We start from the raw sequence: 21,070 nt of genomic DNA on the forward strand, positions 1-21,070 counted from the left end.
CTGCCGTCGATGCGTGAGCGCCGGCGGCGGTCAGCGCGGTGACTCGGGTCGGGCGCCCGCTCGATGCGTCGACACGGATTCGGCGTCGCCTGGCCAGGTGATTCCAAGCCAGTCGCGCAACCCGCGCCCGCCTGTTTCCGTCACGCTCACCGCGCGGCTGTCGAGGTGATGCCGCACCCAGCCGAGTTCCAGGCATCGGCGATAGATCGCCACGCCAACGGGGCCGCTCAAATGATGGCGGCGCTCGCTCCAGTCGATGCAGGTCTTGCTCACCGGCTGGTGGCGCAGGGCGCGCGTGTCGAGGCCGAAGTCTTCCAGCAAGTGGATGCCACTGGGGCTGAAGCGGGCGAGGTCGTCTTCGATGTGCAGGCCGTCACGCGCGATCAGCGCATCGCAGATCGAAACCCCCAGCCGCCCGGCGAGGTGGCTGTAGCAGGTGCGCCCGGCCTGCAGCAGCGGATCGACGCGCGAGCTTGCCGCGCGCGCCGGGTTCTGCGCCGCCACCAGCATCAACGATTCCAGCAGCGCCGCCACCTGCGCCGAGGCCAGCCGGTAGTAGCGGTGGCGGCCCTGCTGCTTCGCCTCCAGCAGACCCGCCTCGCGCAGCGCGCCGAGATGCCCGCTGGTGGTGGCCGCGCTCACCCCGGCACAGGCCGCCAATTCGCCCGCAGGCAGCGCCCGGCCATCGCCCAACGCCAGCAGCATGCTGGCGCGCGCGGGTTCGCCCACCAGCGCGGCGATGCGGGCGATGTCGATGTCGTGGGTCATGGTGTGTCTCCGGCGGCATGCGGTTGGCGATGCCGTGATTGTGGCCGCAACACGCGCGGCACACTTCGGTGCGCGCCGAAGCATGGCGCATGCGTATCGCCGATGATGGCGGCATCGCCACTCGATTCCGATGCCATGACCAACGCCCATGCTGCACCCACCGATCGCCGCGTCATCCTGCTCATTCTCTGCCTGGCCGTGCTCATCGCCCAGGTGGACACCTCGGTGGTCAACCTCGCGGTGCATGCCATCGGCGTCGGCCTGCACGCGCCGCTGCCCGCGCTGCAATGGGTGGTGGACGGCTACAACCTGAGCTATGCCGCGCTGTTGATGACCGGCGGCACCCTGGCCGATCTGCTCGGGCGGCGGCGCGTGCTGATGGCGGGCGCGGCGGTGTTCGTGCTGGGTTCCTTGCTCGCTGGGCTGGCGCCGAATATCACCGCGCTGATTGCCGGGCGCGTGCTGGCGGGCATCGGCGCAGCCATGCTGCTGCCCGCCAGCCTGGCGCTGATCCGCGTGATCTGGGCCGACCCGCACGAGCGCGCCCATGCCATCGGCGTGTGGGCCGGGACCAATGGCGCGGCGCTGGCCATCGGCCCGACGCTGGGCGGCTGGCTGATCCAGACGGTGGGCTGGCGCAGCGTGTTTCTGCTGATCGTGCCCATCGGCCTGGCGGTGCTGCTGTGGGCGCCGCGCGCCATCCCCGAGTCGCGCGATGCGCAGGGGCGGCGCGTCGATCTGCCGGGGCAGTGGTTCGGCGGCGTGCTGCTGGCTGCGCTGGCGGTGGCCGCCATCGTGCACCGTCTGCTGCTGCCCGCCGTGGCGGTGTCACTGCTGGCCGCGCTGCTGTTCGTGCGTGCTGAACGGCGTGCGGGAGCGGGCGCGATGATTCCGCTGCCGCTGCTGCGCAACACACGGCTGGCCGCGGTGAACGGCGTGGCCGCGGCGATGACCTTCGGCATGTACGGCGTGCTGTTCCTGCTGCCGCTGAACTGGCTGCGCGGGGGCGTGCTCGACGCCACCGGCGCCGGCCTGGCGCTGCTGCCGATGTCGCTGGCCTTCGTCGCGCTGTCGCACCGCTCCGGGCCGTGGAGCAAGCGCTACGGCACGCACCGACTGATCGCGGGCGGCATGGCGCTGATCGGCGCGGGCATCGCCGTACTGGCGTGTTCACATGCGGGACAAAACCTGTGGCTGGCCGAAGCCGGCCTGTTGCTCACCGGCGTGGGCATGGCGCTGAACACCGGCCCGGTGCTGGCCAGCGCCGTGGCGGCGGTGGAGCCCGCCCGCGCCGGCACCGCCTCGGCCATGATCAACACCGCACGCATGGTCGGCGCCACGCTGGGCGTGGGCGCGCTGGGCAGCGTGTTCGCGATGGGCGCGACGATGACGACAGGCTTCGCCGTGGCGATGACGCTCGGCGCGGTGGTGGTGTTCGCGGGCGCGCTGCTGGCCGTGTCGGTACGCGCGGGATAGAGACACTGGCCCGCATGCGGCCAGTGCCGCCCTGAATCAGACAGCGACCGCACGCGCCGCATCGAGCGCGCTGCTTGGCGCATCGGGCCGCTCAGGCACAACGGCCGGCGGATTGCCTGCGAGCGCGATGTGCGCATCCCCCCACGCCTTCAGCGCCGCCATCACCGGTTGCAGGCTGCGGCCGCGCGCGGTGAGGCTGTATTCGACCTTGGGCGGCACCTGCGCATACACCTTGCGCGCGATCAGGCCGTCGGTCTCCAGCTCGCGCAACTGGTTGGTCAGCATGCGCTGGGTGACGTTGGGCAGACGGCGGCGCAGCTCATTGAAGCGCAGCGTGCCGTCCAGCAAGTGGTGCAGCACCACGCCCTTCCACTTGCCGTCGATCAGGCTAAGCGTGGCTTCCACCACGCAGCCAGGGCTGCAATCCAGGCGGCGATGGCGCATGCGCGGCATACAGTATCCTTTTCAACACTATGTGCACAATATGTGCGTACTTGTTCAACAGCATGGTAAGCACTACGGTTCTCCTGCGCAATTCGCCGCATTCAAACCAGGAGAAACCCATGCGTGCCATCGGCTATCAAACCCCGCTGCCCATCGACGCTGCCACGTCGCTCGTCGACATCGAACTGCACGGCCTCCAGCCGAGCGGCCACGATGTGCTGGTGGCCGTCGAAGCCATTTCAGTGAACCCCGTCGACGTGAAAGTGCGCGCCAGCAGCGCACCACCCGCGGGCGAGTGGAAGGTGCTGGGCTGGGACGCCGCGGGCACCGTGCTGGCCACCGGCCCCGAAGCGACGCGCTTCCGTCCGGGCGACCGGGTGTACTACGCGGGCGACATCACCCGGCCGGGCAGTTACTCCGCGCTGCACTGCGTGGACGAACGCCTCGTCGGCCACATGCCCGCCAGCCTCGACTTCGCCCAAGCCGCGGCGCTGCCGCTGACCGCGATCACCGCGTGGGAGGCGCTGTTCGACCGGCTGGACGTGCGTCGCCCCGTGCCCGGCGCCGCGTCCGCGCTGCTCATCATCGGCGGCGCGGGCGGGGTGGGCTCCATCGCCACGCAACTTGCGCGGCAACTGACCGGACTCACCGTCATCGCCACCGCCTCGCGTCCCGAAACGCGCGACTGGGTGCAGCGCATGGGCGCCCATCACATCCTCGATCACAGCCAGCCGCTGGCACCGCAGCTGCAGGCCCTCGGTCTGGGCGCACCCGCCTTCGTGTTCAGCACCACGCAAACCGCGCGGCACCTGGCCGACATCGCCGAACTGATCGCACCGCAAGGACGCTTCGCGCTGATCGACGACCCCAAGCAACTCGACATCTTGGCGTTCAAGCGCAAGAGCGTGTCCATCCACTGGGAGTTCATGTTCACCCGCTCGATGTTCGCCACCGCGGACTTGGCCGAGCAGGGCCGCCTGCTCGACGAGGTGGCGCGGCTCGTGGATGCAGGTCAGCTCAAGACCACGCTCAACACCCGCCTCGGCCCGATCGACGCCGCCATCCTCAAGCGCGCGCACGCGCTGGTGGAGACGGGCAGCAGCATCGGCAAGGTGGTGGTGGAGGGCTGGGAGTGATCGCAACAGCGTGACGGGGCCTGGGTGAAGAGTTGCCGCAACGCAAGGCGAACGCGTTGGACGCACAGCGCGATCAGATGTCGCGAGTCGAAGACCGCCCATGGTCGTCATGCCGAAGTCGATGTGTGGCCCGCCTCGATCAACGTTGGCCCGGCTCAAGCTCGGGGCTGCTCTGAAAAGCTTCACCCAGGTAACCCATGACTGCCCGCACGGTCTCCGAACGCCTGAGATCCCGGTGAGTGACCAGCCAGATGTCGCGCGAGAAAGGAGCGCCCGATTCATCGAGTCTGACCAATTGCTTGTCGGCATCACCAAGAAAGCAAGGCAAGCCTGCGACACCAGCGCCTGCGCGAGCTGCGATGAAATGGCCACTGATGTCGCTCAGCTCGCAACTCACGGGACGTTGCCCGGCGATGTTTAGCAGCCATTTCTGCTGGGGCATGTCAGCAAATTGCTCGTCGTAGGCGATGAAGGTCCAGTGGCTGGGATCGTGCAAGGCCGGGTAATGGTGGCTGGCATACAGCGCGAACCGCATGCGGCCGATACGGCGGACGACATTACTGGATTCCTTCGGGCGTATCAGCCGCAATGCCACATCTGCTTCCCGGCGGCTCAGTGACACTTGGCGCGCTTCAGCAGTGACGGAAAGTTGGATGCCTGGATAAGTCGTCTGGAAATCCGCCATGCGGGTTGCCAGAAAATGCGTAGCCAACACGGGCGGCGCGCTGAGCGTGACCTTGCCACTCAAGGGTGCTTGAGTCGCACGGGTATGCCGTTCGATGGCGAAGGCAGTGCTTTCCATGGCCTTGGCCTGCTCAAAAACCTGAATGCCGACCGGCGTCAGGCGACAGGCACGCGGCAGACGCTCGACCAAGACGACTTGCAATTCGTCCTCCAGTGCCACCAGCCGCCGGCTGACAGTGGCGTGGTCCACCCGAAGTGACCGCGCCGCGCCAGACAGTGTTCCAGCGTTGCCCACGGCAAGGAAATGGCGCAGATTCTCCCAATCGAACATATGTGCGTTTTCTCAAGTTTGAGTTGCAATTTTAGAGAATTTACGCACAGATTGTCGAGGCCTAGCATGCCTCTTGTTCAAGGCTTCGGATGGCTAAAAATGTCTTCTTCGTCTTCCCCACGTGGCACGCTGATTGCGGCTGCGCTTGGCTTCGTCGTGGTGTTGTTGGATGTCAGCGCAGTGAATGTGGCGCTTGGTGCATTGCACCGTGATTTCGCTACCGCCGTGGCGGGGCTGCAATGGGTGGTGAATGCTTACACGTTGGTATTTGCCGCACTGTTGTTGACCAGTGGCTCGCTTGGAGATCGTTTGGGGTCGCGGAGGGTCTTCCTGTGCGGCTTCACACTGTTCACGCTGGCATCGGCTGCCTGTAGCGTCGCCATCAACTTGCCGATGCTGGTCGTTGCCCGGCTGGTCGAAGGTCTTGGAGCGTCGCTGCTGGTTCCCAATTCGCTAGCCATACTCAAGCGCGCCTTTCCGGACAAGCTGCAGCGCAGCCGCGCCGTGGGCTGGTGGGGTGCTATCGGCGGCATATCCCTGGCAGCCGGGCCGGTGCTGGGTGGCTTGCTGGTCACGCATTGGGGTTGGCGCAGCATCTTTCTCATCAATCTTCCGATCGGACTTGTGGGTGGCTATCTCACGCTTCAGTACGTCGCTGCCGACGGCTCGCGCCACCCGCGCCACCATGACGATGGCCTGGATTGGCCTGGACAGCTCGTTGCTATCCTTTCATTAGCTGCATTCACGGCTGCGCTCACGGAAGCGGGACAGCTGGGTTGGGGTAGTGTCTGGGTACAGGGCGGTTTGTTGCTCGCGGTAGTTGCTGCCGCGGGATTCATCTGGATTGAATCGCGTAGCCGTTCGCCGATGCTGCCGCTTGGGCTATTTCGTGTGTCCGCCTTCACAATCGCGACGATCTCGGGTGTCATCGTTAATTTTTCCTACTACGGGCTGATCTTCATTTTCAGCCTGTTCTTCCAGATCGAGCAACAGCTTTCACCGCAGCAGACTGGAATGGCATTTCTGCCCATGACGATTGTGCTGATGGGGGTCAACGTACTTGCCGGACGCCTCATTAGCCGGATGGGCGCGAAGCGGCTAATGGTTCTGGGCTTGCTCATTGCTGCATCGGGATACCTGTTGCTTCTACCTGTTCGCGTCGATGGAGCCTATGGTTGGCTGGTGGTGCCGATGCTCATAGCGTCCAGCGGCATTGCCTTGATGGTCCCGACTATGACCAACGTCACGCTATCTTCGGTGGATGATTCGCGAGCGGGTATCGCATCGGGTGTCCTCAATTCCGCACGCCAAGTGGGCGGACTCCTCGGTGTTGCTGTTTTTGGCTATCTGGTACGCAATACCGGACAGCGGGCTTTTATGCAGGGTATGCATTGGTCGCTCGGCATGGCAGTCATACTGCTGTTGGCGGGAAGCGCCATGTGCTGGCTAAGGTTTGGCACAGATACAGAGAAGCAATTGAGCTGAAAATGAGGCTAATCGGGCATGGAGCTTCGCCACCTCCGACAGCCCATGCACCCGCGCCGTTAACGGTTCCCACGCGCCCACTTGCGTTCGAGAAAACGCTGCACTTCCGCACGATCGGCCGGAAATTCAGCGCGATTGCGCCAGCGCGTGTCTTCCGTGTACTTGGGAGTTCATGTTCACCCGCTCGATGTTCGCCACCGCGGACTTGGCCGAGCAGGGTCGCCTGCTCGGCGAGGTGGCACGGCTCGTGGATGCAGGCCAGCTCAAAACCACGCTCAACACCCGCCTCGGCCCGATCGACGCCGCCACGCTCAAGCGCGCGCACGCGCTGGTGGAGACGGGCCGCAGCATCGGCAAGGTGGTGGTGGAGGGCTGGGAGTCGATCAGAACGAAGTGATGGAATCAAACGACCGGGCGTACTCCACCACCAAACCTAGCCCCGCAAACAGGGCACCGCACAGCACCACGGCCAGCCAGCCGCCCACGTCCCAGGCCAGACTGGCGATCAACGAACCGATGGCGCCACCACCAAAGTACGCGCTCATGTACACCGCATTGATGCGGCTGCGGGCTTCACCAGGTAAGGCGTGAATCGTGGCGAGATTGGCAATGTGCGCGCCTTGGCAGCCTGCATCGATGGCGAGGCAGCCGATGATCAGCCCCCAGACACCCTGCATGGCGAACGCTGCCGCCCCCCATGAAAGCAGCATCGTCACCAGTGCCGCCAGCCGCACCCGGCGCGCACCGCCCGGGCGATCGGACCAGCGCCCCGCGAATGCGGCGGAGGATGCCCCGGCGATGCCCAGCAAACCGAACGCGCCGACTACCGCCGGGCCATAGCCATAGGCCGGGCCTTGCAATACAGGGGTCAGCCCGACCCAGAACACGCTGAAACTGCCGAAGAACAGCGCGCCCGTCAACGCCGCGAAACGCAGTTCGCGATGCCGGACGAACTGACCCAGCGTCGAGGTCATCAGCGCGACATATCCCTGCGTTTCTTCCACCTGCGCGGGCAGCCGTGGCAGCACGCGCCACAGCATCATCCACGTCGCGGCGCTTGAGGCGGCACCGAAGGCGAACGCCCACCGCCAGTTCGCCCACTGTGCAATACCGCCTGCAATCACCCGTCCACCGAGAATGCCGATCATCAGTCCGCTCATCACAATGCCAATCGCTTTGCCGCGCGAAGGAGTCGGCGTGACATGCGCCACCAACGGAATGATCTGCTGAATGATCGAGGACAACAGCCCGACGGCCAACATCGCGAAGGCCAGCCAGAGCACGGAAGGTGCGGCAGCGGCGGCCAGCAAGGCCAAAGGCAGCAGCGCGCCCAGACCCAAAATGAGACGATGCCGGGCATGCCGGTCGCCCAAGGGACCCAGGAACAGCAAACCACCGGCGTATCCGATCTGCACCGCCGACGGCACCACGCCGACCTCCGCGATGCTTGCATGAAACGTCGCCGCGAACTGCTGCAACAAGGGCTGCGCGTAGTAAAGATTGGCGACCGTGACCGCGCAGGCCAGGGCCATGAACAGGGCGAAGTGCTTTGACAGCCCACGATGGGTGTCCGGGGCTGGAGCTGAGTGCGCTGTGATCACGACATCCTCAAGTGACGGTAAGAAAGAGAAATAGCGCCCCGATCTGTGATCAGCCAGAAGGCGCTGCTCAGGGGGCCAGTCCAATCTGAACGCGCTCGGCCAGAACCTCCTTCAACGCCATGATGCCGTTGAGCGCGGCGGGAAATCCGGCATAGACGGCCATCTGAATCAGCACCTCGACCACCTCCTCGCGGCTGCAGCCGACGTTGAGCGCCCCATGCAGATGCACCTTGAGTTGCGGCTGCGCGGTGCCGAGCGCGGTGAGCGCGGCGACGGTGGCGATCTCGCGCTCCTTCAAGCTGAGAACGCCCCTTGCATACACATCACCGAAGCCGAACTCGATGATGTAGCGCGCCAGATCGGGTGCGACATCCTGCAGGGAGGCGATGACGCGCTCGCCGGCTTCGCCGTCGATGGTCTTGAGCACATTCCAGCCACGCTCGTAGCGTTCAGAGAATTCAGACATGCCGTGCACTCCGTTGTGAGATGACGGCCATTGTGGCGCTGCGCGCTATGCTCGTGAAGACAAAACGACGCAAGGTGGTTTTGCATTGATGGAAAACCTGAACTGGGATGATGTGCGCCTGTTGCTGCTGGTGGCGCGCACGCGCAGCCTGTCGGCGGCGGCGGTGCAGCTCGGAGTGAGTCCCTCCACGGTGGGGCGGCGCATCGCGCTGCTGGAACGTGCGCTGGGCGTGACGCTGTTCATGCGCCACGCCAGCGGCTACAGACTGACGGAGGACGGCGCCTCACTGCTGCAGGATGCCCGGCGCGTCGAAGATGCCATGGTGCAACTGCAAGGCCGGGCGGCGGATGCAGGCAGCACTCCCCGAGGGCATGTGCGCCTGGCGACCAACGAGGCGCTGGCGAATCTGCTGATCCTGCCGCGCTGGGCGGCGCTTGCGCCCCGTTATCCGGATCTCGTGTTGGAACTGGTGACCGGGGCTGCGATCCAGGATCTGTATCGGCGCGACGCCGATCTGGCGCTGAGGCTGGTTCGGCCCGAGGCCGGCGGTCTCACCGTGCGCAAGCTGGGGGTGCAGGCGTATGCGGTGTACGCCGCCAAGGGGCTGGCGCCGCAGACCCGCAAGCCCGGCAAGGCGGGGCTCGGCAAACTGCCCTGGATCGGCTGGGATGCCTCCATCCAGCACCTGGTGCAGGCGCGCTGGCAGCGCGAGCAGTTTCCCGAAGCGCGCATCGCGCTGACGGCGAACAGCCTGTTCACCCAGCTGCACGCAGCGGAACAGGGCCTGGGGCTGGCCGTGCTCCCGTGCTACATCGCGGATACCCATCCGCAGCTCACGCGCTGCCTTTCACCGGGGCAATGCGTGTCGCAGGACATCTGGCTGGTGATCCAGCAAGGCCTGCGCGACGCGCCGCGGGTGCGCGTCATCGCGGACATGGTTGCCGCCGTGGTCAGCGACAACCGGAAAGCCCTCGAAGGCCTTCCGCCCTGACCGGCCGGACATTCAACGATGCCGTTCGCAAGCCGTCGTTCAGTCGTGAGATTCAGGCACTCCATTCGCCCTCAGTTCAACCCCCAATAACTCCGCCAGCCGCTCGATCGCATGCCATGGCGTAGGCATCACAGCAAACTGCAAGCCAACATCAGATTGACGGGCAGGCCGAAGTCCTCGACGAGACCCCCATCGGTCTTGTCGCGTACCCGGCCATCGGCATCACGCCAGACTCTGCGCAGCACGGCGGATCGTTCTCGGGTGTTCCAGTGGTCACCGATCCAGGCGGCCACGGGCTTGCCGATGGCCAAGGCGAAAGCCGCCTCAAACACAGATCCGCGATCCGGTTCCACACCGCGGAACGGGCTGAGATTCGCCAGCACCCCGTCGCAATCGCGCAGCAGACGCAACCAAAGGTCAGATCACGGCGCAGTTGGGGTTGTGCAGACCATCCCTAGTGTCCAGTCCCGCTGATACGTGAGCAAAGTCGATGCAGTTTTTCGAGGATGGAGTCGGCAGTAGCGGTCCACTTGAACGGCTGGCAGTTCATGTTGTGGGCGGCGACGAAGTGGTCGATGCGTTGCACGAGTTGTTTGACGCTGGTGAACGAGCCGCGGCGAATGGCCTTGTCGGTGATCAGCGCGAAGAAGCGCTCGACCTGATTGAGCCAGGAGCTGTAGGTGGGGATGAAGTGCATGTGCCAACGCGGTCGTGCTGCCAACCAGGCTTTGATCTTGGGATGGCTGTGGGTGGCGTAGTTGTCGCAGATGCAGTGGATGTCCAGTTCGGCGGGCACGGCCTCGTCAATCTCGCGCAGGAAGGACAGGAATTCCTGGTGCCGGTGGCGCGGTTTGCACGCCGCCAGCACCGCGCCGTTGATCACGTTCAGCGCCGCGAACAACGTGGTCGTACCGTGGCGCTTGTAGTCGTGGGTGACACCCTCGACATAGCCGAACCCCATGGGCAGCATCGGCTGGGTGCGCTCCAGCGCCTGACACTGGCTCTTCTCGTCCACGCAGATCACCAGCGCGTTGTCCGGCGGGCTCAGGTACAGGCCGACCACGTCGCGCAGCTTCTCGATGAAGAAGGGGTCGTTGGACAGCTTGAAGCTCTCGGTGCGATGGGGCTGCAGACCGAAGAGTTGGAAGTAGCGCGCGACGCTGCTCTTGGAGATGCCGGTCTCGGCGGCCACCGAGCGCACGCTCCAATGCGTCGAGCCGTTGGCCGGCTTGGTGTGCAGCGTGGTCTTGATCAGGTGCGCTACGCGTTCATCGTCGATTGAGCGCGGCTTGCCCGGCCGCACGTCGTCGTACAGCCCGGCGATGCGTCGCTCGATGAACCGCTTGCGCCATTTGCCCACTGTGGCCTTGGTCAGCTTCAAGCGCTCGGCAATGGCGTTGTTCGGTTCACCGTCCGCACTGCTCAGAACCATGCGGGCCCGCCTGCTCAGAGCCGCGGGCAGCGAGCGGCTGCGCGCATAGGACTGAAGCTGCGAACGTTCCTCGTCCGACAGCAGCAATTCAACCTTCGGTCTGCCTGTTCTCATCGCGGTATCTCCAGTTCCAAGATACCGCACTGGTATGCAAGACTAATGCCAGTTAATAACGGGACATGACACTAGCGCGTCGCTCCCGAGCCGGCGTAGTACGCATTGCACCAGTCAATGAAGGCTCGGAGCACCGTCGAGACATGCCTTCTGCTCGGGTAGTACAAGTGAAAGCTCGGGATGAAGGGGCACCAATCGTCCAGGGAGCGGACCAGTTGTCCGCTATCTAGAAGCGATTTGGCCGTTGATTCATGGACATAGGCGTAGCCGATGCCTCCGGCCGCCGCCTTCACCATCATGTCGTCGTCGTCGAGCACGAGCGGCCCTACCACGCGAACTGCGATCTTCTCTCCGTCCTTTTCGAACTCCCAGGCGTAGTGCAAGCCGCTCGGGAAACGGCGCCCAATGCATGCGCGCTGTTTCAGATCTTCTGGGTGCCTAATGGGTCCTGTTTTGCTGACATAAGCGGGAGACGCCACCAGGACCAGGCGCTGAGCGGGGCCAATAGGTACTGCCACCATGTCGAGAGCGACACTCTCACCGAACCGAACACCGGCATCGAAGCCCGTTTGGACGATGTCGATGATGCCGTCGTCTGTTATGAGTTCGATTACGGTCTCGGGATGGTCTCGTAGGAAGCCGTCCATGATCGGCGCCAGGAGCACCCTTCCGGCTGGCCGGGGGACGTTAAGCCTCAAGGTGCCCTTGAGCGAGGAGCCGAAGGAATGGGCCTGATCGAGGGCTTCAGAGATTCCCGCGAGCATGGGCTCGATGCGAGACAGCAGCTGGGAGCCCGCGTCAGTGAGCACCACGCTTCTCGTTGTGCGGTTCAGCAATCGGACCCCTAAGCGCTCCTCCAAGCTGCGCATCGTGTGGCTCAGGCTGGATGCGGTCACGTTGCGTTCGTCCGCCGCCTTTCGAAAGCTACGAAGTCGGGCGATGGCGGCGAAGCAGGCAAGTTCGTTGAAGTCGGCGTGCATGGATTGATGAATCACCCTCACTGAGTCGTCCAGTGTATGCACATTGTCGCAGTGCACAAAACTGCCTAAATTGCGCTCATCGACAACAAACGGAGGTCGTCATGAATCAACGTCAGCTGGGAAACAGTGGGCTCACAGTCTCGGCGCTGGGCCTGGGCTGCATGGGCATGAGCTTCGCATACGGCGGCGCGCTGGATGATGACTCGATCCGCGCAGTTCACCGGGCTTTCGAGCTCGGCGTCACCTTCTTCGACACGGCAGAGGTCTACGGTCCATTCACGAACGAAGAGCTGCTCGGCAAGGCCATTAAAGGACTTCCTCGCGATCGCATCCAGATCGCGACCAAGTTCGGATTCAAGATCTTGCCGCATGGTAACGGGTTGGAGCGCATGGTCGGGGTCGACAGCCGGCCGAGCCACGTCCGCGAAGTGGTCGAGCAGTCCCTCAAGCGCCTGGACATCGATGCCATCGATTTGCTCTATCAGCACCGGGTAGATCCTGCGATCCCTATCGAAGACGTCGTTGGAGCCATGGCAGACCTTGTAGCCGCGGGCAAGGTACGTCATCTCGGACTGTGCGAGGTATCGACTGCCACCCTCCGCGCCGCCCATGCTGTTCATCCGATCTCGGCCGTTCAGAGCGAGTACTCCCTCTGGAGCCGGGAGCCCGAGCGCGGTGTCCTTGGGGTCTGCCGGCAGCTCGGAATCGGCTTCGTCCCGTACAGCCCGCTCGGACGAGGTTTCCTCACGGGCAAGCTGACGTCCGCTGATCAGTTGGCCGCGTCGGATTTCCGCAAGTCTCTCCCGCGGTTCCAGGCGGAGGCGCTCGCTCGGAATCTGCGTGTCTTCGAACTGTTCGGCGAGGTGGCCAGGGCTAAGGGGTGCACTCCCGCACAACTCGCGTTGGCGTGGCTCTTGGCTCAAGGCGACTTCATCGTGCCGATACCGGGCGCCAGAACGCTCGAGCACATAGAAGACAACGCGGGAGCCGCCGCTCTGCAACTGTCCGCCTCCGAGATCCGCGCGGTCGAGTCCGCACTGGATCTGCAGGCGATCAGCGGTGCTCGCTACAACGAAGGAGACCTCGCGCTGGTCGAGGGCTGAGCCCCCCCACGAACGTCCGATTCGATTTGATCCAACTTCAGGAGAGGTCGTGAGCAAAGAATCATCGAGCAAGAACAGAATGCCGATTGCCATCTGGGCCCTCGCGGCCGGCGCATTCGGCATCGGGACGACAGAGTTCGTCGTCATGGGGCTCCTCCAAGAGGTCGCGCGAGACTTTGGGATTTCCATCAGCACGGCAGGCTACACGTCGTAGATCAAACCTTGTCCCCTTGAGCTGACGACCATGAGTCCGATGTCCCTCTGCCCCACGCCTACTCCACCTCCTCACCGAGCGCCATCACCGCGCCCAGGTTCGCGACCGCCGAAATGCAGGCATCCCGATGCGGCAGATGGCCCCAGCGCAAAGAGACCAGCGCCGCACGGGCTGGGTGCAGCGCGACCGCGCTTTGGCCGTTGTTGCGCATGGCATCCTGCGCCTTGTCGAGGCAGCGGATCGCCGCCTCGATGTCAGCAGGACTAGGGTGCAGGCCGATGCGCGCGAACGCAATGAGCTGTTGCGGGCATACAAGCCATTCCTTGAGCATGGTGTGGCCTCCTGTTCAATCTGCGACGCGCTGGTTGCGCGCGGCCCTGCGACGACGCTTGATTTCCCAGGCCAGCCGCTTGTAAACGGCCCACAAGAGCTTGGCCGTCGCCCACAGCAGAGGAGACAGAAAAAGCAGCTTGATTCCGAGCGGTGCGCGCATGAACAGGTCCGCGAACCACACGAGGGCCAAGAAGGCGACGATGAACGTCATGCCGACGTATTGCATGTCGAATACTCCTTCATCAGAAATCGCCCTGGCTGGCCTTGCACCAAGCATTTTCTGCACCGTTCTGCTTCGGATGGGCAAGCAACCAGGCCTCATCGTGGCTCCTGGCAGCGCTGGGTCCCGCGGCAGTTGAAGGGCCGGTGGATGAGGACACATCGCGGTAGCGTGTCACTGCCGTACCTCCGCGGTCGAACGCCCCGCCACTGGCAACGGCATAGCGCCCTGAGCAATCCGCTCCGCACGAGTGAGCAGGCCCTGCGCGTAACCGCGTCGGTAGGCTTCGCGCCGCCAGAGCGCCGGATTCGGGTCGAGCCCGGCGAACCCATCGCGGTCACCGACAAAGGCATCGTTCACGGGGTAGCGTTTGAACATCATGACGCGCGCCCCGACGGATCGTCCAGCACAGGCCATTCCAGCCCGCCTGTCGCAGTCGCAGCAGCAGCGGCTGCTTCGGCAGGCTTGTCCTTCTCCCGTCGGGTCAGCAACAGCAACTCATCGGCAACGACCTCGGTTGTATGCCGTTCCGTCCCATCTTTGTCGGCCCATTTGCGCGTGCGCAACTGGCCCTCGACATAAGCCTGTGTGCCTTTGGACAAAAAGTCCGCCGCAATCTCGGCCAGTCGCCCGAATAGCACGACGCGCGACCATTCGGTGTCTTCACGTCGCTCGCCGCCCTTGTCTTTCCAGGTGCGTGAGGTCGCAAGCGCGAGCGTGGCGACGGCCACGCCGTCTGCGGTATAACGCACCTCGGGGTCGCGGCCGAGGTGACCGATCAGTTGCACCTTGTTGAGAGAGGCCATGCTTCACTCCATCGAGGGGATGGAACGAATAGTACGTAATGCCTAACATCCAGTAAATAGGTATTCCCTATTGTTTTACAGATTGAACCAGGGCGCTCACTGGGCCGCCGACGCTCAGATTGGCTTGCCGAGCCATGCCCAGATCACGCGGCCGTGAACGTGCAAGCTGGACGTTTCTTCAGGAGAGATCTCCCAGCCCTTGTAGAGACCATTGTCCGAGTTGACGGACAGGGACTTCGGCATGCGCTGGATGCGTTTGATAAAGGTTTCGTCGCCGAAGGTGAAGAGGTAGACGCCGTCACGATCGATGGTTTCCACCGATCGATCAATGACGACGATGTCGCCGTCATTGATCGTGGGCTCCATCGAGTCGCCTGCGACCGTGACCAGCGCAAGCGAAGCCAGCGCCACGCCTGAGTTGCGCAGGATGCGGGCCACGATGTCTTGACAGACCTGCACAGCGCCGACGCGCAACTGGGCTTCCAGGTAGCGCCCCGGTCCCGCGGCCGCCTTCAGGTCGTACTGAGGCAGGGTGACCATCCCATCGACGATGCGCAGGGAGGGGTTGTATCCCCACTCTTCGCGCACCCCCCAGTGTTCCGGCCCGACGACGTCTGAGAAATATTGAAACAGGGCGCCGAGGCGAGACTTGGCCACGCGACCATGGTGGATCCAGTCCTGTACAGACGGCGGCTTGATCTCCATGGCGCGCGCCAGGGTGACCTTCGACACGCCCTTTTTCAGTCGCGCCGCCTCAATCGCAGCACCTAGTTCTTTGCCTGTAAGCATTGCCTTATTTGAACGCAAAGCGAAAAATAAGGCAATGCACTTTCATAAAATAATGCAATACCTTATACTGACCTGATGAGAACCAACACCCGCCTGTCCGAAGCGACCTCAGCCCATGGCGGTCTGTCCGCTTGTGCACGCATGATCGGCGTGAGGCCCCCCACCCTGCATCAATGGATCAAGGGGCTGCGTCCGGTACCCCCGCGGCGATGCTATGCAATCGAGTCCGCGCTGGCGGTTCGCCGTTGGGATCTCCGACCCAACGACTGGCATCTGATCTGGCCGGAACTGGTGCGCGCACCGGGTGCGCCGGCCGTGACCGAATCCACGCCCGGCGCCGGGCCACCGCGAGAGGACAGCCGTGAATGAACCCCTGAGACTACTCGTGACTGCGGAGGAAGCGGCCCGCATGCTTTCGATGGGCCGATCGACCTTCTGGCGTAACGTCAGCGCAGGGGTCTTGCCGCAGCCCGTGCGCATCGGCGGCCTCACCCGCTGGCGGGTCGCCGATCTGGTGCAGGTGGTGGATCCGGGGGCACAAACGATGGCGGAGCAGGGGAGGGCGGCATGACGCAGGTCTCTCCCAGCCGTGACATCAGCCCCGCCCCTCTCACCCCACCCACCTGCGACCTGCGCGCCATGCCTCACATGCCGCTGGACGTGACGCGAGTGCTCAACTCCGACTTCATCGCCCAGACCGACTGCCCCGCCTTCAAGGTCGGCATGACGCTGATGATGACGAGCTGGCAGCAGGTGCCCGCGGCCAGTCTGCCCTCGGACGACAAATCCTTGGCCTGGCTGGCCCACGTCACCCCGCAGCGCTGGCGCAAGATCAAAGAGCAGGCGCTGCGCGGATGGATGTTGTGCAGCGACGGCCGTCTGTATCACCCCGTCATCGCCGAGTTCGCACTGGACGCCTTTGACAAAGTGCGAGACCGGCTCGACGACAGCGCCCCAGCCCGGCGCATCAGCAGCAGCGCCGAGCGCATGCGCCGCCTGCGCGCCCGGCAGAAAGCCGAGCGTGACGCCGACTCAGCAGCGTCACATGTGACGCCCGAAGTGACGCCGCGTGACGTCACCAGTGACGGAAGTGACGCGTCACCTGTGACGCCCCCTCCCAACACCCCACCCCCTAAAGAAGAAGAGAAAGAGAAAGGGAGTGACGCACGTAACGCGTCACCTGTGATGCCGACCGTGACGCAGCCAGTGACGCCCATCACCGCGTCACAGCCCCAGCGTCACCTGCCCATCCTTCAATCCATGCCTGCGGCTGCAGTCGCTGACGCGCCTTCGCCGCCCCCCATCTCTCAGACACAAGACACGACCCCCAACCCGGCGCCGATGGACGGCAAGGCCAAAGGCAAACACCCGCTGCTCACCCTTGCAGAAAAACACCTCGCCGAGCAACTCTGGCAGCACTACAGCGAGGCCTTCCAGTCCCGCTACGACGCCCCGCCGCTGCGCGACGGAAAGGTGAACTACCAGCTCGCCAGCCTCACCCGCAGCCTGGGTCAGCAAGCCCCGGCCGTCGCTGCTCACTACCTCCAGAGCAACCACGACTGGTACGTCCGCAAGGGACACGACCTCGGCACCCTGCTGGCCGACGCCAGCAAGGTGAGAGCCGACTGGATGGCCGCCAGCAAACGCGCCGCCCAGCTCGACGCCGTGCGCGCCCGCAACCACCAGCCTCCGCAAACCGCCACCCCGCCCAAGGAGTCCCCACCCGCCCCGGAAACCATCCGAGCCCAGCTCGCCGCCCTGCAAGACAAATTCACCCGCCGCGCCGCCAGCGCCTGATCCTCTCAACCCTTCCCCATGATGCAAGCGACCGCCATGACCTCCACCACAGCCCTTCCCCTGGACTTCGGCACCCCCGGCGCCGACCCGCAGCAACTGCGCGCCGTTCCTCTGGACGCCGTGCAGACCGAGAGCGATTTCCCCGTGCGTCGCCTCGATGCCGACACCCTCGACGATTTGGCGAAAAGCCTGGAAATCGTCGGCCAGCTTCAACCCATCGGCGTGCGCGCCGCAGGGAAGAACTGGTCGCTGATCTACGGTGAACGACGTGTGCGCGCCGCCCGCCTGCTGGGCTGGCGCACCCTGCTGGCGCGGGTGTTCTCGCCCATCGGCGCCGCGCCCGTGGTGCTGCGCGCCACCGAGAACATGCACCGGCAGGAGTTCAGTCTGGAAGATGCCGCCGACACGGTGCTGCGTCTGGTCTCCGCCGGCATGACGCCGCCGAGTATCGCCAAGGCACTCGCCCGGCGCGAGGCCTGGGTGAGCGGCATGCTGTCCTTCGCCCGCAACCCCCTGGCGCGCGAACTGGCCAGCTTGGGGCGCTTGCAGTCGGTCTCCGCCTGGGAGTCCTTCGCCGCGCTCGACCCGACCGAGCAGGGCACCGTGCTGGACTCCAGCGACACCATCACCGTGGCCCGCTGCGACGAAGTCCGTCAGGCGTCGCGGCAGAAGGAGGCGCGCCGACAACGGCAACTGGCGCCCGCCGCATCAGAAGCTTCACCCTCAGCAGCGCACACGGAGTGTGAAGCGGCACAAGCCTGCGCGGCGGCTTCCGCGCAAGCCTGCGCATCCGCCGAACAGGACATCGATTGGCAAGAAGAAAACCCGCCGTCGGACAATGCCATCACGCTCACCCTGCGGCAGGATCAAAAGCAAGCCCTGCAGCGCATCATGGCCGACGAGAATCGCGATCTGGACGACATCCTGCAGGAAGCGGTCGATGTCTATCTCACCCATCGGCAGGGAGCAGGCCATGAATGAATCGCAGATGACGACAACACAGGCCGCCCAGGCGCTGTTCACGAGCCTGCTCGATGAACAGGTCCATCTGTTTACAGGAGTCAGCACCCTGAGCATGGACGATGTGCGCCAGAGCCTGTACCTCTTCTGTCTGGAGCACGCCGCAGGCCTGGATGCCTTCAATCCCCTGCTGGGCACCCCCAAGAACTACATCATGGGCCGCATGTGGGGCTTGGTCGAGCGCTGGCGGCCGATGTCCTCGCTCGATGACATCCTGACCGATGACCACGACCCACCCATCCGCCAGAGGCTGCCCGATGCGATGCAGGCACCGGGGGTGGAGACCGCGCTCATCGCCCGCGCGCAGCGCCAGGCCGAAGAGCAGATCCGGGATGACCTCGAACTCGCCAGCCGCAAATCCCTGCACGGCCTGCCGACCACAGTCGCGCTGGTCACTCACTGCGACCGACCCCTCAGCGAAGTCGCCCGGCGGTGCGGCAAGAACAGGTGGCGGCTGCGCAAGGTGGTGCGTCAGAACCGCAGCGGCTTGGAACAAGACTCACGCGCCGCAGGATAATGGGGCCGGAGGCATTGCAAGGGTATGGCACAGACTCGACAGAAACCCACCGAAAGCCCTGCCGCGTTCCGCAGAAAATACCCGGCGCTCGTATGGTCCAACCCGCAGGCGCCGGACGAGGTGTGGATGCGCCAGGTGCTGATTCATCCTGGATTCGACCTGTTTTTGGACGCCCTGATCGCGTTCGGACTCGATCCGTTGGAAAGGCAATGGGCCATCCTGCTGGCCGCGCAAGACCCGGGCGCGCTGCGTGCGCGCAAGATCACTAATGACCTGCTCCAAAATGCCCGAGACGCCCATGCTCACCTCCGCGCTGAGACCTGACACGGCAGCGCTTTGGCAGGCGCTGCAACACCCTGAGGTGGCGCCGTTGCTGCGAGGGTTTGTCTTGGTCGGCGGCTCTGCCCTGACGCTGCGCATCGGCCACAGAGTCAGCGAAGACCTTGATCTGGCCTACTCCGAAGGGAAACTTCCGGTGGTGCGCATCCCAAGGCTGATGGATGCACTCGCCCGCCACGGCATCGACTGCGTGCGCCAGCACGATCTTGCTGCTGAAGAAGAATTTTTCGAATCCGGCCTTGACCTTGCCGATTACCAGCAGAACTTCGTCGCGCAATGCAGCGTCAAGTTGACATTGGTCAGTCTGGATCAATCCGCCAGGACGCTGATCGGTGGGGATGCAGCGTCGCCCCTGCGGGTTGCCACCCTCGATGAGATTTTCAAGACCAAAGCGCTGGTCTGCGCAGATCGATCGAAGACGCGGGACTGGTACGACCTGCACACCCTGATGACCGAGGAAGGCTACACCATCGCCGATCTGCACAACGCCTTTGTCGAGTCTGGCCAGCCTTCGAAATACGACATCGCAAAATCGCGGATGACATCAGGGCGACCGGAGGCTTCCGATGAAGGCTATTTGCAGCTCGCAGGCCGCAGCAAGCCCACACTCGATGTCATGCGGGACTATTTCGAGGCAGGTTTTCGGGAGTTCGAGGTCGCAAGCATGTCGGGCGCGCTACGCCTGGAGCGCGAAGCCGATCAACGGTGTGTGCCAAAGCCTCGTATCGCATCCAGGCGCAAGCGCGACATCGCACGCTGACCGCGCGGGCGGCGCAGGATAATGCGGATCATGAAAACCGTCGGCCACCGGAACCCCCACCCCATCACCCTGCACGCCAGAGCCGGAGCGCTGGAGGAGTTCGGGCGTTTCAACGACGCCGTTCACAGCCTCGGCCGCACACGCATCCTTCTTCCCAAGGGAGTGTTCAGGCTGTCCCATGAGGAAGCCGACAGGCAGAAGACCGAGGGCATCGCCCGCGGCATGGCTTTGTTGGCAGCGGATCGCGATCAAGGCGCATCTGGCGCCACCCGACAAGGCCAGAAGTGATGCAGAGGATGTTGCAGACCTTGCGCTCAGAGATCGACGCCATCGACGAGCAGCTCATTGAGTTTCTCGCCAGACGCTTCACGGTCACCCGGCAGGTCGGACAACTCAAGGCGCATCATGCGCTGCCCGCGGTGGACACCGAGCGCGAATCTGCCCAGCAGTTGCGCTATGAGCAACTCGCGCGGGCAAATGGCCTCGACCCGGCTCTGGTCACGGGTCTGTTTCGTGACATCATCGCAGCAGTGGTGCGTCAGCACGGTGAAGCCATCACCCCAGAACGCCCCGGATCAAGCCAGCCGCCGCGCGGCCGGAAAGATCACGGCAACGAGCGGTGAATCACCACTTCGCGGCCAGCCCATCACCCTTGGGCGCCAGCGGGCTCGCCTGCGGCGTCCAGGTGACGACAGGCCGCACCGGCGGCAGCGCGGCGCCGACAGTGGCCCATGACGCGATCTGCCCGCCCGGAATGGCTGGCACGACGACGCCTGCTTTTCCGAAAACCTTTTCCCCATAAGCCATTCCCACTGGGCTGCTGAGCTTGCCGGTGTTGTACGCCGACAAAGTGGAGCGCAGATCGCCAGAGCGCGACCAACCTTCCAACAGAACCGTCTGCGCAGCGCTCAGATTCATGCAGGGATCGAGAATCTGATCGACGCCCAGCCCCAGACTGGGCAGATTCCTGCTGTTGATCTGCGCTAGGCCGATGTCCACCGAGTGCCCCTGGGCGATCAACTCCCTCGCCAGCCGTGCGACCTCGGCCACTGTTGCCGGCGCATAGCTCTTGCCGCTGGTGTTGTCGTGCAGGGCCAGCGGATTGCCGCCGCTTTCCTGCTGCACGATGGCGGCCAGGGTCACCGGCGCGACCTGTGGTGCGCATTGCTCCATCAAGGCGATAGCGCTCATTGGGTGGAAGGTGAAGAAACGACAGATTGCGGCGCAGGGGTGGTCGCTCGCTGATCGGGGGCCGAAGGCGAAC

General features: G+C 64.3%; 28 protein-coding genes and 3 pseudogenes. 16 read left to right on the forward strand and 15 right to left on the reverse strand.

What is annotated here, in order from left to right:
• Positions 1-30: 30 nt before the first annotated feature.
• Positions 31-768 carry a helix-turn-helix transcriptional regulator gene (locus tag THIX_RS22290; protein WP_094159768.1) on the reverse strand — a complete coding sequence of 246 codons (738 nt, stop codon included), beginning with the start codon at positions 766-768 and terminating at the stop codon, positions 31-33.
• 135 nt (positions 769-903) lie between these two features.
• On the opposite strand from THIX_RS22290, the gene THIX_RS22295 reads away from it, so the two are divergent.
• The gene (locus THIX_RS22295) at positions 904-2,244 is read left to right on the forward strand and encodes an MFS transporter (protein WP_112488562.1); all 1,341 of its coding nucleotides are present in this window, start codon (positions 904-906) and stop codon (positions 2,242-2,244) included.
• Between the two features lie 36 nt (positions 2,245-2,280).
• Here the strand turns inward: THIX_RS22295 and THIX_RS22300 are convergent, their stop codons facing one another.
• On the reverse strand, positions 2,281-2,688 hold the full coding sequence (locus THIX_RS22300; RefSeq protein WP_112488563.1) for a helix-turn-helix domain-containing protein: 408 nt from the start codon (positions 2,686-2,688) through the stop codon (positions 2,281-2,283).
• A gap of 119 nt (positions 2,689-2,807) precedes the next feature.
• Between THIX_RS22300 and THIX_RS22305 the strand changes: the two genes are divergently transcribed.
• Positions 2,808-3,824, forward strand: coding sequence for a zinc-binding alcohol dehydrogenase family protein (locus THIX_RS22305; protein WP_112487941.1), 1,017 nt, complete (start codon positions 2,808-2,810; stop codon positions 3,822-3,824).
• Between the two features lie 139 nt (positions 3,825-3,963).
• Here the strand turns inward: THIX_RS22305 and THIX_RS22310 are convergent, their stop codons facing one another.
• Positions 3,964-4,839: a LysR family transcriptional regulator gene (locus tag THIX_RS22310; RefSeq protein WP_013123615.1), complete on the reverse strand. Its 876-nt coding sequence runs from the start codon at positions 4,837-4,839 to the stop codon at positions 3,964-3,966.
• Between the two features lie 66 nt (positions 4,840-4,905).
• Here THIX_RS22310 and THIX_RS22315 point away from each other — a divergent pair, with 66 nt between their 5' ends.
• Positions 4,906-6,324, forward strand: coding sequence for an MFS transporter (locus THIX_RS22315; protein WP_013123614.1), 1,419 nt, complete (start codon positions 4,906-4,908; stop codon positions 6,322-6,324).
• A 71-nt stretch (positions 6,325-6,395) separates the two neighbouring features.
• Here THIX_RS22315 and THIX_RS22320 read toward each other — a convergent pair.
• Positions 6,396-6,485, reverse strand: a pseudogene (locus tag THIX_RS22320) (DUF1348 family protein); the annotation flags it as partial.
• Positions 6,486-6,487: 2 nt separating this feature from the next.
• Here THIX_RS22320 and THIX_RS22325 point away from each other — a divergent pair.
• Positions 6,488-6,721, forward strand: a pseudogene (locus tag THIX_RS22325) (zinc-binding dehydrogenase); the annotation flags it as partial.
• On the opposite strand, the gene THIX_RS22330 reads toward THIX_RS22325, so the two are convergent.
• On the reverse strand, positions 6,708-7,856 hold the full coding sequence (locus THIX_RS22330) for an MFS transporter (protein ID WP_094159770.1): 1,149 nt from the start codon (positions 7,854-7,856) through the stop codon (positions 6,708-6,710). The pseudogene THIX_RS22325 and the gene THIX_RS22330 overlap by 14 nt on opposite strands.
• Positions 7,857-7,992: 136 nt before the next feature.
• Positions 7,993-8,391 (reverse strand): carboxymuconolactone decarboxylase family protein, encoded by a 399-nt coding sequence (locus tag THIX_RS22335; protein WP_112487942.1) that lies wholly within the window; start codon positions 8,389-8,391, stop codon positions 7,993-7,995.
• Between the two features lie 88 nt (positions 8,392-8,479).
• Here THIX_RS22335 and THIX_RS22340 point away from each other — a divergent pair, with 88 nt between their 5' ends.
• Positions 8,480-9,382, forward strand: a complete 903-nt coding sequence (locus THIX_RS22340; RefSeq protein ID WP_112487943.1) for a LysR family transcriptional regulator — start codon at positions 8,480-8,482, stop codon at positions 9,380-9,382.
• A gap of 128 nt (positions 9,383-9,510) precedes the next feature.
• Here the strand turns inward: THIX_RS22340 and THIX_RS22345 are convergent, their stop codons facing one another.
• From THIX_RS22345 to THIX_RS22355, 3 genes are all read right to left on the reverse strand, one after another.
• Positions 9,511-9,792, reverse strand: a complete 282-nt coding sequence (locus THIX_RS22345; RefSeq protein WP_112487944.1) for a nucleoside 2-deoxyribosyltransferase — start codon at positions 9,790-9,792, stop codon at positions 9,511-9,513.
• Between the two features lie 44 nt (positions 9,793-9,836).
• Positions 9,837-10,928: an IS630 family transposase gene (locus tag THIX_RS22350; protein WP_112487945.1), complete on the reverse strand. Its 1,092-nt coding sequence runs from the start codon at positions 10,926-10,928 to the stop codon at positions 9,837-9,839.
• A 71-nt stretch (positions 10,929-10,999) separates the two neighbouring features.
• Complete coding sequence (locus tag THIX_RS22355) at positions 11,000-11,908, reverse strand: LysR family transcriptional regulator (protein ID WP_112487946.1); 909 nt, start codon at positions 11,906-11,908, stop codon at positions 11,000-11,002.
• Positions 11,909-12,009: 101 nt separating this feature from the next.
• Between THIX_RS22355 and THIX_RS22360 the strand changes: the two genes are divergently transcribed.
• Both THIX_RS22360 and THIX_RS22365 read left to right on the forward strand, forming a co-directional pair.
• Positions 12,010-13,011 carry an aldo/keto reductase gene (locus THIX_RS22360; protein ID WP_112487947.1) on the forward strand — a complete coding sequence of 334 codons (1,002 nt, stop codon included), beginning with the start codon at positions 12,010-12,012 and terminating at the stop codon, positions 13,009-13,011.
• A 79-nt stretch (positions 13,012-13,090) separates the two neighbouring features.
• Positions 13,091-13,213: pseudogene (locus THIX_RS22365) on the forward strand (MFS transporter); the annotation flags it as partial.
• 70 nt (positions 13,214-13,283) lie between these two features.
• Here THIX_RS22365 and THIX_RS22370 read toward each other — a convergent pair.
• From THIX_RS22370 to THIX_RS22390, 5 genes are all read right to left on the reverse strand, one after another.
• Entirely contained in the window at positions 13,284-13,556 is a 273-nt protein-coding gene (locus tag THIX_RS22370; RefSeq protein ID WP_112487948.1) for a hypothetical protein, read from the reverse strand.
• A gap of 15 nt (positions 13,557-13,571) precedes the next feature.
• Positions 13,572-13,784 (reverse strand): hypothetical protein, encoded by a 213-nt coding sequence (locus THIX_RS22375; protein WP_112487949.1) that lies wholly within the window; start codon positions 13,782-13,784, stop codon positions 13,572-13,574.
• Positions 13,785-13,952: 168 nt separating this feature from the next.
• Positions 13,953-14,159, reverse strand: coding sequence for a hypothetical protein (locus THIX_RS22380; RefSeq protein ID WP_112487950.1), 207 nt, complete (start codon positions 14,157-14,159; stop codon positions 13,953-13,955).
• Entirely contained in the window at positions 14,156-14,584 is a 429-nt protein-coding gene (locus THIX_RS22385; protein ID WP_112487951.1) for a single-stranded DNA-binding protein, read from the reverse strand. The genes THIX_RS22380 and THIX_RS22385 overlap by 4 nt, the downstream gene beginning before the upstream one ends.
• 114 nt (positions 14,585-14,698) lie before the next feature.
• Positions 14,699-15,316, reverse strand: a complete 618-nt coding sequence (locus THIX_RS22390) for a helix-turn-helix transcriptional regulator (RefSeq protein ID WP_172979025.1) — start codon at positions 15,314-15,316, stop codon at positions 14,699-14,701.
• Between the two features lie 132 nt (positions 15,317-15,448).
• On the opposite strand from THIX_RS22390, the gene THIX_RS22395 reads away from it, so the two are divergent.
• The 9 genes from THIX_RS22395 to THIX_RS22435 are packed head-to-tail and all read left to right on the forward strand — an operon-like array spanning position 15,449 to position 20,429.
• Positions 15,449-15,742 carry a YdaS family helix-turn-helix protein gene (locus tag THIX_RS22395; RefSeq protein ID WP_112487953.1) on the forward strand — a complete coding sequence of 98 codons (294 nt, stop codon included), beginning with the start codon at positions 15,449-15,451 and terminating at the stop codon, positions 15,740-15,742.
• Positions 15,735-15,944: an AlpA family transcriptional regulator gene (locus tag THIX_RS22400; protein ID WP_112487954.1), complete on the forward strand. Its 210-nt coding sequence runs from the start codon at positions 15,735-15,737 to the stop codon at positions 15,942-15,944. Before THIX_RS22395 ends, THIX_RS22400 begins: the two co-directional genes overlap by 8 nt.
• Positions 15,941-17,170 (forward strand): DUF1376 domain-containing protein, encoded by a 1,230-nt coding sequence (locus tag THIX_RS22405; RefSeq protein ID WP_112487955.1) that lies wholly within the window; start codon positions 15,941-15,943, stop codon positions 17,168-17,170. The genes THIX_RS22400 and THIX_RS22405 overlap by 4 nt, the downstream gene beginning before the upstream one ends.
• 18 nt (positions 17,171-17,188) lie before the next feature.
• Positions 17,189-18,151 (forward strand): ParB N-terminal domain-containing protein, encoded by a 963-nt coding sequence (locus THIX_RS22410; RefSeq protein WP_112487956.1) that lies wholly within the window; start codon positions 17,189-17,191, stop codon positions 18,149-18,151.
• Positions 18,144-18,707: a hypothetical protein gene (locus tag THIX_RS22415; RefSeq protein WP_146748662.1), complete on the forward strand. Its 564-nt coding sequence runs from the start codon at positions 18,144-18,146 to the stop codon at positions 18,705-18,707. Before THIX_RS22410 ends, THIX_RS22415 begins: the two co-directional genes overlap by 8 nt.
• A 24-nt stretch (positions 18,708-18,731) precedes the next feature.
• On the forward strand, positions 18,732-19,031 hold the full coding sequence (locus THIX_RS22420; RefSeq protein WP_112487958.1) for a hypothetical protein: 300 nt from the start codon (positions 18,732-18,734) through the stop codon (positions 19,029-19,031).
• The gene (locus tag THIX_RS22425; RefSeq protein ID WP_158540986.1) at positions 19,006-19,806 is read left to right on the forward strand and encodes a nucleotidyl transferase AbiEii/AbiGii toxin family protein; all 801 of its coding nucleotides are present in this window, start codon (positions 19,006-19,008) and stop codon (positions 19,804-19,806) included. The genes THIX_RS22420 and THIX_RS22425 overlap by 26 nt, the downstream gene beginning before the upstream one ends.
• 30 nt (positions 19,807-19,836) lie before the next feature.
• Complete coding sequence (locus tag THIX_RS22430; protein ID WP_146748663.1) at positions 19,837-20,094, forward strand: hypothetical protein; 258 nt, start codon at positions 19,837-19,839, stop codon at positions 20,092-20,094.
• 8 nt (positions 20,095-20,102) lie between these two features.
• A complete protein-coding gene (locus THIX_RS22435) occupies positions 20,103-20,429 on the forward strand; it encodes a chorismate mutase (protein ID WP_232054275.1) in 327 nt (108 codons plus the stop codon).
• Between the two features lies 1 nt (position 20,430).
• Here THIX_RS22435 and THIX_RS22440 read toward each other — a convergent pair whose 3' ends face one another.
• Positions 20,431-20,997, reverse strand: coding sequence for a lytic transglycosylase domain-containing protein (locus tag THIX_RS22440; RefSeq protein WP_112487962.1), 567 nt, complete (start codon positions 20,995-20,997; stop codon positions 20,431-20,433).
• Positions 20,998-21,070 lie beyond the last annotated feature (73 nt).

This window comes from Thiomonas sp. X19 (assembly GCF_900089495.1).
In the GTDB taxonomy this organism is placed as follows: domain Bacteria; phylum Pseudomonadota; class Gammaproteobacteria; order Burkholderiales; family Burkholderiaceae_C; genus Thiomonas_A.